This window comes from Intrasporangium sp., assembly GCF_051961875.1.
In the GTDB taxonomy this organism is placed as follows: domain Bacteria; phylum Actinomycetota; class Actinomycetes; order Actinomycetales; family Dermatophilaceae; genus Intrasporangium_A.
Genome location: NZ_JBQCCV010000120.1, coordinates 1 through 12,900 on the forward strand (window position 1 = coordinate 1; position 12,900 = coordinate 12,900).

Genomic DNA, 12,900 nt, shown 5'->3' on the forward strand with positions numbered 1-12,900 from the left:
GCTCACTCGACTGAAGAGACCACCGGCCACCCTCACCGTCGAGTGAGCGCTCCGTCACAACAGCCCCACCGGCCCTGTGCCGGGTGGGGCGGGGTGCTCACTCGAGCGGGAGGAGGAGGGCAGGGGCGGGCAGTAGGCGGCTCGGCGGCATACTGCCCGGATGGAGACGGACCACGCGCGGGAGGCTGCGGCCGTCCGCGAGCTCGCCACCCGCCTCGGCCTGCCGGGGATCGTCGACGTGCACACGCACTTCATGCCCGCCAACGTGCTGGACAAGGTGTGGGCCTACTTCGACGGTGCGGGGCCGCTCGTCGGGCGGGAGTGGCCGATCGCCTACCGGCACGACGAGGAAGAGCGGGTGCGGCGGCTGCGTGACTTCGGCGTGCTCGCCTTCACCTCGATGCTCTATCCGCACAAGCCCGGGATGGCGGCCTGGCTGAACGGGTGGGCGACCGACTTCGCGGCGCGCACGCCCGACTGCCTCCACACCGCGACCTTCTACCCGGAGCCGGAGGCGGCCGACTACGTGGCGGCGGCGATCGAGCGGGGCGCGCGGGTCTTCAAGTCGCACGTCCAGGTCGGCGACTACGACCCCCGCGACCGGCTGCTCGACCCGGTCTGGGGACAGCTGCAGGACGCGCGGATCCCCACCGTCATCCACTGCGGATCAGGGCCGGCACCAGGGCGGTTCACCGGACCCGAGCCGATTCGCACTGTGCTGCAGCGCTTCCCGCGGCTGCCGCTCATCATCGCCCATATGGGCATGCCGGAGTACGGCGAGTTCCTCGACCTCGCCGCGTCACACGAGGCCGTTCACCTCGACACGACGATGAACTTCACCGCGTTCTCGGACGAGATGATGCCGATGCCCGCAGACCAGGTCCGCCGGCTCGGGGACTTCGGCGACCGGATCCTCTTCGGCAGCGACTTCCCCAACATCCCCTACCCCTACCTGGAGGCGGTCGAGGCGGTGACGGGTCTCGGGCTCGACGGGTCGTGGCAGCGAGCCGTCCTGCACGACAACGCGGTTCGGCTGTTCGACCTCTCGGACCTCAGAGTGGGTTGAGCCGCGGTGCGTTCTCACCGCCCGGCCGCACGTCGAGCAGCACCTCGAACTCCAGCAGGTCGGCCGACGCCATGACCGCCGGACCGTGCTCACCGGAGTGTGCGGCACGGGCGGAGCCGTCGCGCCAACCGGCATACGACTCCTCGTCCTCCCACTGCGTCACCACGAAGTAGCGGTCCTCGCCCTTGACCGGGCGCAGCAGCTGGAAGCCGAGGAAGCCCGGTGACTCGTCCACGACCCCGGCCCGCATCCGGAAGCGGCGCTCGAGCTCGCCCGCCTGCTCGGGAGGGACGCTGATGGCGTTGATCTTCACGATGGCCATGCGTTCGAGCGTATGCCGCTCACCGTGGGCGCGCTTGCTCGCGTCCTCGCGCTCCAGCCGGCTCCCAGGGGTGACCGCCCTCGATGCGCTCGAAGATGAGGCTCGTCTCGGCGTGGGCGACGCCGGCAAGCGAGGTGAGGTGGTCGAGCACGAGGTCGCGCAGCTCGTCGGACGACGCGGCGCAGACGTGCACGAGGAAGTCGGTGCGGCCCGAGACGTGGAACGCCGAGATGACGCCCGGCACCTGCTTGATCCGGGCCCGGACTGCGTCCATGGCCTCGCGGGCATGCCCGGTGAACTGGAGGGCGACCATCGCCTCCATGGGCCGGCCCACCGCTGCGAGGTCGACGTCGGCCCGGACGCCGCGCACGACCTTCGAGGCCAGCAGGGCGCGAACCCGCCCCGCACAGGTGGACTCGGGGATCCCGACCCGCCGCGCGATCTCGGCGTTCGCCATCCGGCCGTCGTCGACGAGCAGGGCGAGGATGGCGCGGTCGACGTCGTCCAGGTGCGGCGTCGGGCGCTGGTGGGGCGGTCGCGGATTCCGCGACGATGTGGACTGCGGGCGGGGCATGAAGACAGGATCCACGACTGAAGTCGCCGTGTGAAGCGGATCCGCGGAACAGTTGAGTCGCACCCGTGGATCCCTCGAACATGGGGCCATGATGCGCGATACCGCAGCCGTCCACGCCGGCCGTGAGGACCTCACGAGGCTCGGCACCCACGTCCCGCCTCTCGACGCCTCGAGCACCTACCCCCTGGCGTCGGTCGAGAGCGGCGGAGCGTCCTACGACCAGCTCGCGACAGGCGGCCGGCCGCGCCCGCACGACTCCCTCGTCTACCAGCGGCTGTGGAACCCCAACGTGGCCCGCTTCGAGCGGGCCCTCGCCGACCTGGAGGGGGCCGAGGACGCCGTCGCCTTCGCGACCGGGATGGCCGCGGTGACCGCCTCCCTCCTCGCGGCCGTCGCCGCCGGGACGCCCCACGTCGTCGCGGTCCGGCCGGTCTACGGCGGCACCGACCACCTGCTCGCCACCGGCCTGCTCGGCACCCGTGTCACCTGGGCGAGCCCGGACACCATCGCCGCAGCCCTCGAGCCGGACACCGGTCTGGTCATCATCGAGACACCCGCCAACCCGTCCCTCGACCTCGTCGACATCGGCCACGTCGTGGCCCAGGCGGGCGAGGTCCCCGTGCTCGTCGACAACACGTTCGCCACGCCCGTCCTCCAGCAGCCCCTCGCGCACGGCGCGATCCTCAGCCTGCACTCGGCGACGAAGTTCATCGGCGGCCACGGCGACCTCATGGGCGGGGTCGTCGCGACGACCGGCGAGTGGGCCGAGCGGCTGCGCCGGGTCCGCGCCATCACCGGCGGGCTGCTCTCGCCCCAGGCGGCCGTCGGCCTGCACCGGGGTCTGCAGACGCTGCCGGTCCGGGTCCGCGCGCAGCAGGCCACGGCGGGCCAGATCGCCGAGTGGCTCTCCGACCGGCCCGAGGTGGCCCAGGTGCACTACCCCGGCCTGCCCGGCTGCGACCCGCAGGGCATCGTCGGGCGCCAGATGTCCGGCCCGGGCTCCATCGTCGCCTTCACCCTGCGTGGCGGACGGGACGCGGCGGCGGCCGTCGCCGAGCACTGCCGGCTCATCACGCACGCCGTGTCCCTCGGTGGCGTCGACAGCCTGATCCAGGAGGCTGCCGCCCTGACGCACCGTCCCGTGGCCGACGAGGCGAAGCCGGATGCCTCGCTGCTCCGGCTGTCCGTGGGTCTCGAGGACGCCGCCGACCTCATCGCGGACCTGGAGTGGGCCCTCGGGGCGACCCATCCGGTCGCGGCACACTCGCAGGTGCACGAGCTCACCAACGGCTGAGCGCGACGGATTCGGAAGCGAAGACCCCGGCAGTCCACTGATTCAGCGGACGACTGGCTCCATCCCTTCCGTTTCCGAACGCGATGCGGCACGATGCCGCCATGACTGTGGGATCCACTTCCGTCGACCGTGGCCACCTCTCCGCGCTGCTCGACCGCGAGCGCGCCGCGTTCCGCGCGGCGCGCCCCCGCTCGGCTGCGCTCGCGGAGCGGTCCCGCCAGCACATGCCGGGCGGCGTCCCGATGAGCTGGATGGTGAAGTGGCCCGGCGACTTCCCCGTTTTCGTCGACCGGGCGGAGGGAGCCCACTTCACGTGCGTCGATGGCATCGACCACGTCGACCTGTGTCTCGGCGACACCGGCGCGATGATGGGCCACTCCCCCGCCGCGACCGTCGCGGCCGTCACCGAGCAGCTGTCGCGAGGCATCACGACGATGCTCCCGACCGAGGACGCGATTGCCGTGTCCGCCGGCCTCGCCGAGCGCTTCGGCCTGCCCTTCTGGCAGTTCACCCTCACGGCCACCGACGCCAACCGCCACGCGATCCGCTACGCCCGTCACCTGACCGGCCGCACCAAGGTGGTCGTGCACAACTTCTGCTACCACGGCTCGGTCGACGAGACCTTCGCAACCCTCGACGACGACCGGCGGACGACCGACCGCCGCAACAACATCGGCCCGCCCGTCCCCACCTCGGAGACGACCCGGGTGGTCGAGTTCAACGACGTGGATGGGCTCGAGAAGGCACTGGCCGAGGGCGACGTCGCCGCCATCCTCGTCGAGCCGGCGCTGACCAACATCGGCATCGTCCTGCCCGACCCGGGCTACAACGAGGCGGTGCGCGAGCTCGCGACCAAGTACGGGGTCATCCTCATCAACGACGAGACCCACACGATCTGCGCGGGCCCCGGTGGCATCACGCGCCGGGACAACCTGCACCCCGACTTCCTCGTCATCGGCAAGTCGATCGGCGGCGGCATCCCTTGCGGCACCTTCGGATTCACCGCGGAGGTCGCCGACCGCATCGCCCGCTCGGTCGAGCTGGAGGACATCGATGTGGGCGGCATCGGCGGCACCCTCGCCGGCAACGGCCTGTCCATGGCGGCGATGCAGGCCACGCTCGAACAGGTCATGACCCAGCAGGCCTTCGACCACATGATCCCCCTCGCCGACGCCTGGGCCGACGGCGTGCAGGCCGCCATCGACGCGACCGGCGCCCCGTGGCACCTGTCCCGGCTCGGGGCCCGGGCCGAGTACGCCTTCTCCGCCGTGCCGTCCCGCAACGGTCGCGAGGCAGCCGACGCCGACGACTTCGAGCTGCAGCAGTACCTCCACCTCTATGCGCTGAACCGCGGCATCCTGCTGACGCCGTTCCACAACATGGCGCTCATGTCCCCGGCGACGACCCGGGCCGACGTCGACGCGCACACGCAGATGTTCGCGGCCTGTCTCGACGAGCTCTTCAGCCGCGGCTGACGGCGGCAGGGGCACCGACCGCGGCGACCAGACCGTCGCCGAGGTCGGTGCGCCAGTAGAGCACCTCGCGGCCGGAGCGTCGGCGCAGCACGACACCGGCGGCGAGCAGGACCTTGAGGTGGTTGCCCACCGCCCCGACGGGCAGCCCGGTGAGCGCGGCGAGCTGGGTCGTGCTGCGCGGCACGTCGAGCAGCGACAGCACCGCCGCACGGCCACGCCCCATGAGCCGGCCCAGCCCGTCGGGTGACGGCACCGAGGGCTCCGCGAGCGCTCCGGTGACCGGGTAGATGACGGCATACCGGTCCGGCTCCTCCCAGGACACCCATGACCCGGCGCCGTGGATGGGGATGAACAGGAGCAGCTTCGCAGCGGTGAGGTCGCGCTCGGGCAGGTCGTAGCGGTTGATCTGGAAGCGACCCTCCCCCAGCCATTCACGCTTCGTGCCGAGCGTCGGGAGCACGCCCGCCCACCCATGGGTGGCCAGCCGCGTCGTCCGCGAGACGATGTCGGCCTCGAGGACCCGGCGACGGCGCGGCCAGTCGGCCTCTACGACGGCCGACCAGACCCAGCGCATCAGCGCGACGAGCTGCTCGGTCAGCCCGCCGCCGCGCAGCTCGGCCGGCAGCGGGCCGGGCCGCGCCTCGAGCAGGGCCGCCCGGATCCGGTCGTCGTCCCACTCGCGGGCGAGGTCGTCCAGCTGCGCGTCGATGTCGAGGCCCGCCGCGGTCGGTGCAGGCCCGAGGTAGTCGGCCATCCACCCCGGCTGGTCGCGGCGACGCGGTCGCATCGACCGGGTCGCGAGCACCATGCGCACCGGGTACTCCGCCAACATCTCCCGGTATGCCGCCCCGTGCCTCGCGGTGAACGCGTGCTCCCACGGCCCGCTGGGGCCGTTGAGGCTGAGCATCGCGGCCACCGTCTCGTGCAGCGGCGAGACGGTGAACCGGCTCGTCGCGAGGACGTCGGCCGTGACCAGCCAGGTACCCATACGCCTCCCCGGTCCGCGAGTTTTCGCGCTGACACGAATCATTGGATCACGGCTGGGTCCGCCCGGCATGATCCTGCGGTGCGCACCTACCGCGAGGTCTTCGCCATCCGGGAGTTCCGGGCCCTGTTCGTGACCCAGCTGCTCACGATGACCTCGGTGGCGATGTCGTCCCTCGCACTCGGTGCGATCACCTTCGACGCGACGGGCTCGACCGTGCTGACCTCGCTCGCGATGTTCGGCGGACCGGTGATCACCGTGATCGGGTCGATGACGGTCGTCGGGTTCTCGGACGCCGTCGGTCCGCGGTTCGCGCTCCTGGTGATGCCGGCGGCCATGGCGCTCGCGGCGCTCGTGCAGGCGATCCCGTCCCTGCCGTGGCAGCTGCGCTTCGTCGTGCTCGCGGTGCCGTTCCTCGTGAACTCGGCCGTCGGCGGGTCGATGATGCGGATGCTGACGCTCGTCGTCCCGCAGGGCGGCTTCGTGCTCGGCCGGGCCACGCTCAACATGGCGGTCGGGGTCATGCAGGTGCTCGGGTTCGGCCTCGGCGGCGTGCTCCTCGCGGTCCTCGCCCCGACCCGGCTGTTCCTCGTGTCCGCGGCGTGCAGCACGATCGCCTTCGTCGTGGTCCGCCTCCAGATGACCGAGCGGCCCGCCACTCAAGCGCGCTCGAGGGTCCTGCGGCGGACCTGGACGGTGAACCGGCAGCTGCTCGGCTCGCCGGTCGTCCGCCCGCTCTACCTCTCGCTGTGGATCCCGAACGGCGTCATCGTGGGGTGCGAGGCCCTGTTCATCCCGTTCGCGGGCAGCACGGGTGGCGGCTTCCTCATGTCGGCCACGGCGGCCGGGATGCTGCTCGGCGACATCGTCGTCGGCCGGGTCCTGGCCCCTCGGATCCGGGAGCGGCTCGTCGAACCGCTCCGGCTCCTGCTGGCCATCCCCTACCTGGCCTTCTTCCTCGCCCCGAGCCTGCCGCTCGCCATGGTGCTGGGCTTCGTCGCGTCGGCCGGCTACTCGGCCTCGCTCATCCTCCAGGAGCGCCTCGTCCACACCACGGACCAAGCGGTCAAGGGACAGGTGTTCGGGCTCGCGACCAGCGGGCTCATGCTCGGCCAGGCACTCGGCGCCCTGCTCGGTGGCGCCATCGCGACCTGGGTGCCCGTACCGCGCACCATGGGCCTGCTGGCGAGCCTGTCGATCGTCGTCACCCTCGGGCTGACCCCGGGCCTGCGGCGGTCCGGACCCGCCGGCCGTGGCCGCCCCGACGCACGAGCCGGGGCAGCCACGCCGGATCCGGCGGATCAGGCCAGGTCGAGCCCGGGGTAGAGCGGGAACTTGTCCAGCATCTCCGCGGAGGCGGCGTGCGTGCGGTCCGCCACCCCGTCGGCGAGGAGGTACGCCGCCTTGGACGGGGCGCCGGCCTTCGTCGTGCCGACGGACGTGTTCTTGAGGACGTCGACGACGAGCTCTGCGACCCGGTCGAACTCGTCCCGACCGAAGCCCCGCGTCGTCAGCGCCGGCGTGCCGAACCGGATGCCCGAGGTGTACCAGGCGCCGTTCGGGTCCTGCGGGATCGAGTTGCGGTTCGTCACGACACCGGCGTCGAGCAGGGCAGACTCGGCCTGACGGCCGGTGAGCCCGAACGTCGAGACGTCGAGCAGGACGATGTGGTTGTCGGTGCCGCCGGTGACGAGGCGGGCGCCCCGCGTCAGGAAGCCCTCGGCCAGCGCCTTGGCGTTGTCCGCCACGTTCTGCGCGTAGGTCTGGAACTCGGGGCGGCGGGCCTCGGCCAGTGCGACCGCCTTGGCGGCCATGACGTGGGCCAGCGGGCCGCCGAGGACCATCGGGCAGCCCCGGTCGACGTCGGCGGCAAACTCCTCCTGGGCGAGGACGAGACCGCCGCGCGGGCCACGGAGCGACTTGTGGGTCGTCGTCGTGGTGATGTGCGCGAAGGGCACCGGGTCCTCGTCGCCCGTGAAGACCTTGCCGGCGACGAGACCGGCGAAGTGGGCCATGTCGACCATGAGGGTGGCGCCGACCTCGTCGGCGATCTCGCGCATCTTCGCGAAGTTGATCCGGCGCGGGTAGGCGGAGTAGCCGGCGACGATGACAAGCGGCTTGAACTCGCGGGCCTTCGCGGCGACGGCGTCGTAGTCGAGCAGGCCCGTCTGCGGGTCGGTGCCGTACTGCTGCTGGTGGAACATCTTGCCGCTGATGTTGGGGCGGAACCCGTGGGTGAGGTGGCCACCGGCGTCGAGCGCCATGCCGAGCAGGCGCTGGTTGCCGAGCTCGTGGCGCAGCTGCTCCCAGTCGGCCTCCGAGAGCTCGTTGACGTTCTTGGCGCCGAGCTTCTCGAGCGCCGGGGTCTCGACCCGGTGGGCGAGGATCGACCAGAACGCGACGAGGTTGGCGTCGATGCCCGAGTGTGGCTGGGCGTAGGCGTAGGGCGCGCCGAACAGCTCCCGCGCGTGCTCGGCCGCGAGCGCCTCGACAGTGTCGACGTTCTGGCAGCCGGCGTAGAACCGGTGCCCGACGGTCCCCTCCGCGTACTTGTCGCTGAACCACGTTCCCATCGCGAGGAGGGTGGCCGGGGAGGCGTAGTTCTCCGAGGCGATGAGCTTGAGCGAGGCCCGCTGGTCACGCAGCTCGGCCCGGGTCGCGTCGGCGACGCGCGGCTCGACCGAGGCGATGATCTCGAGAGCCTGGTTGTAGGTGCTGGAGAGGAGAGCGTCCGACATGGGCGACAGCCTAGTGACCGCGAGGCCTCGGAACGGCCTCGTCTCGGCCCGACGTGATGAGGACCGCACCGAGCAGGGCAACGAGCCCGGTGGCCAGGCCGGCGAGGAAGGCCGAGGCGTCATAGATCGCCAGCAGCACCGGCGCGACGGCGGTGCCGAGGAACTGCACGGCCAGCGTGGCGGACATGGCGCCGCTCGGGTTCGCGGGCGTGCTGCGGACACCGAGCGTCTGGGTGAGCACCCGCACCGCCGTCGCGGCGACGCCCGCGAGCGCGGTGAGGACGACGAGCAGCCAGAGCCAGCGCGCGTCGGTCGCGAAGCCCGTCGACACGCCGAGCAGGACGAGGGCGCTGCCGCCCACCCGGATCAGCCCGAGCCGGTCGGCGAGGTGCCCGGACGCGGTTCCGGTCAGCAGCCCGGCGACCCCGAACGCCGCGACGACCAGGCCCCGCTCGGCGGGCGAGAGCCCGAACCGGTCGCTCGCGACGAGCGCGGCGAGCAGCATCAGGCCGGTGCTCGCGAACTGCATCGTGAACGCGGTGCCCGCCACCTGGCCGAGCCGCCGGTTCAGCAGGGCTCCCCACCGCCCAGCGACGGGGCGGGTCGTCTCGCGCCGACCCATCGACGGCGTCACGACGGCGAGGACGAGGGCGGCGAGGGCCGATGCGCCGAACGCGATGCGGTAGTCCCAGCCGGCCGCGGCCCCACCGATGAGCGGGGCGAACGCCTGCCCGGCCCCCTGCATGCTCGCGTAGGTCCCGAGTGAACGGCCCATCCGTTCGTGTGGAGCGAGCGCCGCGATCATCGAGATCAGCAGGGGCGTCGTGAAGGCGTTGGCTGCGCCCTGCAGGGCCCGGCCGAGCAGGAAGGGACCCGAGCTCGAGGCCACGACGCAGACCGCGGAGGCGGCGGCATACAGCACGTAGGCGCGGCGGACGGTCTGCGCCTCGCCCCACCGCGCCGCGATCGTGCCCGAGACGACCATGAGGCCCGCGAACGGGACCATGTACCACGTCAGCGCGGAGGCGGCCGTCGCCGTGCTCGTGTGCAGCCCGCTCGACAGCTCGGGCAGCATCGTGGTGACCATCGCGCCGCCGAACGGCCCGAGGAAACCGCCCGCGTAGAGCGGCCACAGCCGCGGCTGCGTCGTCGGTTGGGGCACCAGCCGAGGGTATGCCGCACGCCTTGGCCCCGATGGGGAGTGCCGGCCGCGCGGGGCGGGTCCGTAGGCTCGGCCCCATGGGGCAGGGGCACGACCACCAGCACGGCGTCAGTATCGACGCGAACCGGCGCCACCTCTGGGTGGCGCTGTTCCTGCTGCTCGGCTTCATGGTCGCCGAGGTTGCCGCCGCCGTCGTGTCGGGTTCCCTCGCCCTGCTGTCGGACGCAGGGCACATGCTCTCGGACGTGGGGGCGATCGCAGCCGCGCTCTGGGCGATGCGGCTCGCGGCGCGGCCGGCCCGCGGCAAGTGGACGTTCGGCTGGAAGCGGGCCGAGATCATCTCGGCGGCCGGGAACGGCATCACCCTCCTCGTGGTGGCCGGCGTCCTCGCGGTCGAGGCGGTGCGCCGACTGGTGCAGCCGCCCGAGGTCGAGGGCGGCGTGGTGCTCGTCGTCGCCCTCGTCGGGGTCGTGGTCAACATCGTCGCGGCGTGGGTGTTGGCCCGGGCGAACCGGTCCAGCCTCAACATCGAGGGTGCCTACCAGCACATCCTGACCGACCTCTACGGCTTCATCGGGACCGTCGTCGCCGGCGCCGTCATCCTCTTCACGGGCTGGACCCGGGCCGACTCGATCGCGACGCTCGTCGTTGTGGCGCTCATGCTGCGAGCGGCCTACGCGTTGCTGCGGGACAGCGGTCGGGTGCTGCTCGAGGCGGCACCCGAGGGGATGGACCTGGCCGAGGTGCGGCGTCACCTGCTCGAGCCGCAGCACGTCCTGGACGTGCACGACCTGCACGTGTGGACGGTGACCAACGGCCTGCCGACGCTCTCCTGCCACGTCGTCATCGACGACTCGTGCTTCCGGGACGGGCACGCGCCAGCGCTGCTCGACCAGCTGCAGGAATGCCTGCAGGGACACTTCGACGTCGAGCACTCGACGTTCCAGCTCGAGCCGGCGAGCCACGCCGCGCACGAGCACGGGACCCACTGACCCACGATCCAGGGCACCCTCCCGACGACCGAGAGTGCCCTGTCGATGGGTGCTCAGTCGGCGAAGGCGGTGCGGATGAACTCGAGCGTGCGCTTCCACGAGTCGGCGGCGGCCGTCGCTCCGTAGCGGGACGGCGCGGTGTCGTTGAAGAACGCGTGGCCCACGCCCTCGTAGACCTGGGCGGTGAAGTCGACGCCCGCCGCGCCCATGCGGTCCGCCAGGTGCGGCACCCCATCGGTGATGTCGCGGTCCTGCTCGCCGTAGAAGGCCAGCACCGGGCACCGGATCGCGGCCGGGTCCGCGCCCTCGGGGAACCGGCCGTAGAAGGGAACCGCCGCGCGCAGGCGGGGCTCGTTGAGGGCGAGCGACCATGCGTAGGTGCCGCCGAAGCAGAAGCCGACGACGGCGACCCGGCCGCGCACACCGGGCCGGTCGAGGAGGCCGTCGACGACGTCGCGCAGCGCCTGGATGGCCCACTGGGCGAACTCGGGGGTGCGTGCCGGCTCCGTCATCCGGCGCAGCCGTGGCTGCGCCTCGAGCCGCGTCTTCTCGTCGGGGCTCGACATGAGGTCCTGCAGCTCCTGCCCGTCATACGGGGTGAGGTCGATGTGTCCGAGCAGGTCTGGTGCGACGGCGAGGTACCCCTCTGCCGCGAAGCGGTCCGTCACGTCGATGATGTGCTCGACGAGTCCCCAGATCTCCTGGATGACGATGACGGCGCCCGCCGGGTCGCCGATCGGCTCGGCCTGGTAGGCGTTGAGCTCCCGCTGGACGTACTGGATCATCTCTCCCATCGGTCACCGCTCCTCAGCCCCACGGGGTGCCTCGCCGACATCGGCCGGACCCATGACTTTGTTCACGCTGGCGGGTCCAGCGGGCGCATGCCAGGACCGCGGAGCCGTGTCCGGATGATGCAGGTCGAAGGCGGGCCGCTCGGAGCGGATCCGGGGCAGCGAGGTGAAGTTGTGCCGCGGCGGCGGGCACGAGGTCGCCCACTCCAGCGACGCGCCATACCCCCACGGGTCGTCGGTCATGACCAGCGGCGCGGTCCGCCATGTCTTCCAGACGTTCCAGAAGAACGGGATCATCGACAGTCCGAGGATGAGCGCGCCGAAGCTGGAGATGTCGTTCGCGAGCTGGAAGCCCTCCTCCGGCAGGTAGTCCGCGTAGCGGCGGGCCATGCCCTCGATCCCAAGCCAGTGCTGGATGAGGAACGTCGTGTGGAAGCCGATGAACAGCATCCAGAAGTGGATCTTGCCGAGCTTCTCGTCGAGCATCCGCCCGGTCAGCTTCGGCCACCAGAAGTAGTAGCCGGCGAACATCGCGAAGACCACGGTCCCGAAGACCGTGTAGTGGAAGTGCGCGACCACGAAATAGGTGTCGGAGACGTGGAAGTCGAGCGCCGGGCTGGCGAGGATGACACCGGTCAGGCCGCCGAAGAGGAAGGTGACGAGAAAGCCCATCGCCCACAGCATCGGGGTGTCCATCGACACCTTGCCGCCCCACATGGTGCCGATCCAGTTGAAGAACTTCAGGCCCGTCGGCACGGCGATGAGCATCGACATGACGGCGAAGAAGGGCAACAGCACCTGCCCGGTGACGAACATGTGGTGTGCCCACACGGACGTCGACAGGGCCGCGATGGCGATGAGCGCGAGGACCATCGACTTGTAGCCGAAGAGCGGCTTCTTGCTGAAGACCGGGACGACCTCGCTGATGATCCCGAAGAACGGCAGCGCGATGACATAGACCTCGGGGTGACCGAAGAACCAGAAGAGGTGCTGCCACAGCATGGCGCCGTTGTTCTCGGCGTCGAAGATGTGCATGCCGAGCCGCCGGTCGCCGCCCGCGGCGAACAGGCCGGCCGCCAGGATCGGGAAGACGATGATGACCATGATCGACGTGGTCATGACGGCCCACGTGAACATCGGCATCCGGAACATCGTCATGCCGGGGGCCCGCATGCAGATCATCGTCGTGATGAAGTTGACGGCACCCAAGATCGTGCCGAACCCGGTCATCGCGAGGCCGAAGTACCAGAGGTCGCCGCCGAGGCCCGGGCTGTAGGCGACGTCGGAGAGGGGCTGGTAGGCGAACCAGCCGAAGGCCGCCGCGCCGCCGGGCGTGAGGAACCCGCCCAGCGTGATGAGCCCGCCGAACAGGTAGAGCCAGTAGGCGAACATGTTGAGGCGCGGGAACGCCACGTCGGGCGCGCCGATCTGCAGCGGCATGATCGCGTTCGCGAAGCCGGCGAACAGCGGCGTCGCGAAGAGCAACAGCATGATCGTGCCG

At 71.3% G+C, this 12,900-nt stretch carries 12 protein-coding genes; 5 read left to right on the forward strand and 7 right to left on the reverse strand.

Annotated elements, in window-relative coordinates:
- The first annotated feature begins 160 nt into the window (after positions 1–160).
- Positions 161–1,066, forward strand: coding sequence for an amidohydrolase family protein (locus tag ACTHJJ_RS06850; RefSeq protein ID WP_440302191.1), 906 nt, complete (start codon positions 161–163; stop codon positions 1,064–1,066).
- Here the strand turns inward: ACTHJJ_RS06850 and ACTHJJ_RS06855 are convergent.
- Both ACTHJJ_RS06855 and ACTHJJ_RS06860 read right to left on the reverse strand, forming a co-directional pair.
- Entirely contained in the window at positions 1,053–1,388 is a 336-nt protein-coding gene (locus tag ACTHJJ_RS06855) for an antibiotic biosynthesis monooxygenase family protein (RefSeq protein WP_440302192.1), read from the reverse strand. The genes ACTHJJ_RS06850 and ACTHJJ_RS06855 overlap by 14 nt on opposite strands.
- A 19-nt stretch (positions 1,389–1,407) precedes the next feature.
- Positions 1,408–1,962, reverse strand: coding sequence for an Lrp/AsnC family transcriptional regulator (locus tag ACTHJJ_RS06860; protein WP_440302193.1), 555 nt, complete (start codon positions 1,960–1,962; stop codon positions 1,408–1,410).
- Positions 1,963–2,050: 88 nt separating this feature from the next.
- Between ACTHJJ_RS06860 and ACTHJJ_RS06865 the strand changes: the two genes are divergently transcribed.
- Positions 2,051–3,256: a trans-sulfuration enzyme family protein gene (locus ACTHJJ_RS06865; protein WP_440302194.1), complete on the forward strand. Its 1,206-nt coding sequence runs from the start codon at positions 2,051–2,053 to the stop codon at positions 3,254–3,256.
- A gap of 101 nt (positions 3,257–3,357) precedes the next feature.
- Positions 3,358–4,731, forward strand: coding sequence for a transaminase (locus tag ACTHJJ_RS06870; protein ID WP_440302195.1), 1,374 nt, complete (start codon positions 3,358–3,360; stop codon positions 4,729–4,731).
- On the opposite strand, the gene ACTHJJ_RS06875 is transcribed toward ACTHJJ_RS06870, so the two are convergent.
- On the reverse strand, positions 4,718–5,719 hold the full coding sequence (locus tag ACTHJJ_RS06875) for an ArsR/SmtB family transcription factor (protein ID WP_440302196.1): 1,002 nt from the start codon (positions 5,717–5,719) through the stop codon (positions 4,718–4,720). The two genes, ACTHJJ_RS06870 and ACTHJJ_RS06875, sit on opposite strands and share 14 nt — an antisense overlap.
- Before the next feature lie 78 nt (positions 5,720–5,797).
- Between ACTHJJ_RS06875 and ACTHJJ_RS06880 the strand changes: the two genes are divergently transcribed.
- A complete protein-coding gene (locus ACTHJJ_RS06880; protein WP_440302197.1) occupies positions 5,798–7,042 on the forward strand; it encodes a hypothetical protein in 1,245 nt (414 codons plus the stop codon).
- Here the strand turns inward: ACTHJJ_RS06880 and ACTHJJ_RS06885 are convergent.
- Positions 7,018–8,454: a glycine hydroxymethyltransferase gene (locus ACTHJJ_RS06885; RefSeq protein WP_440302198.1), complete on the reverse strand. Its 1,437-nt coding sequence runs from the start codon at positions 8,452–8,454 to the stop codon at positions 7,018–7,020. The genes ACTHJJ_RS06880 and ACTHJJ_RS06885 overlap by 25 nt on opposite strands.
- A gap of 10 nt (positions 8,455–8,464) precedes the next feature.
- Positions 8,465–9,616, reverse strand: a complete 1,152-nt coding sequence (locus ACTHJJ_RS06890) for an MFS transporter (RefSeq protein WP_440302199.1) — start codon at positions 9,614–9,616, stop codon at positions 8,465–8,467.
- Positions 9,617–9,693: 77 nt separating this feature from the next.
- Between ACTHJJ_RS06890 and ACTHJJ_RS06895 the strand changes: the two genes are divergently transcribed.
- Positions 9,694–10,608, forward strand: a complete 915-nt coding sequence (locus tag ACTHJJ_RS06895) for a cation diffusion facilitator family transporter (protein ID WP_440302200.1) — start codon at positions 9,694–9,696, stop codon at positions 10,606–10,608.
- Between the two features lie 53 nt (positions 10,609–10,661).
- Here ACTHJJ_RS06895 and ACTHJJ_RS06900 read toward each other — a convergent pair whose 3' ends face one another.
- Both ACTHJJ_RS06900 and ctaD read right to left on the reverse strand, forming a co-directional pair.
- Positions 10,662–11,402: a dienelactone hydrolase family protein gene (locus tag ACTHJJ_RS06900; RefSeq protein WP_440302201.1), complete on the reverse strand. Its 741-nt coding sequence runs from the start codon at positions 11,400–11,402 to the stop codon at positions 10,662–10,664.
- 3 nt (positions 11,403–11,405) lie between these two features.
- On the reverse strand, positions 11,406–12,900 hold a 1,495-nt coding region (gene ctaD, locus ACTHJJ_RS06905), incomplete at its 5' end, for an aa3-type cytochrome oxidase subunit I (RefSeq protein WP_440302202.1).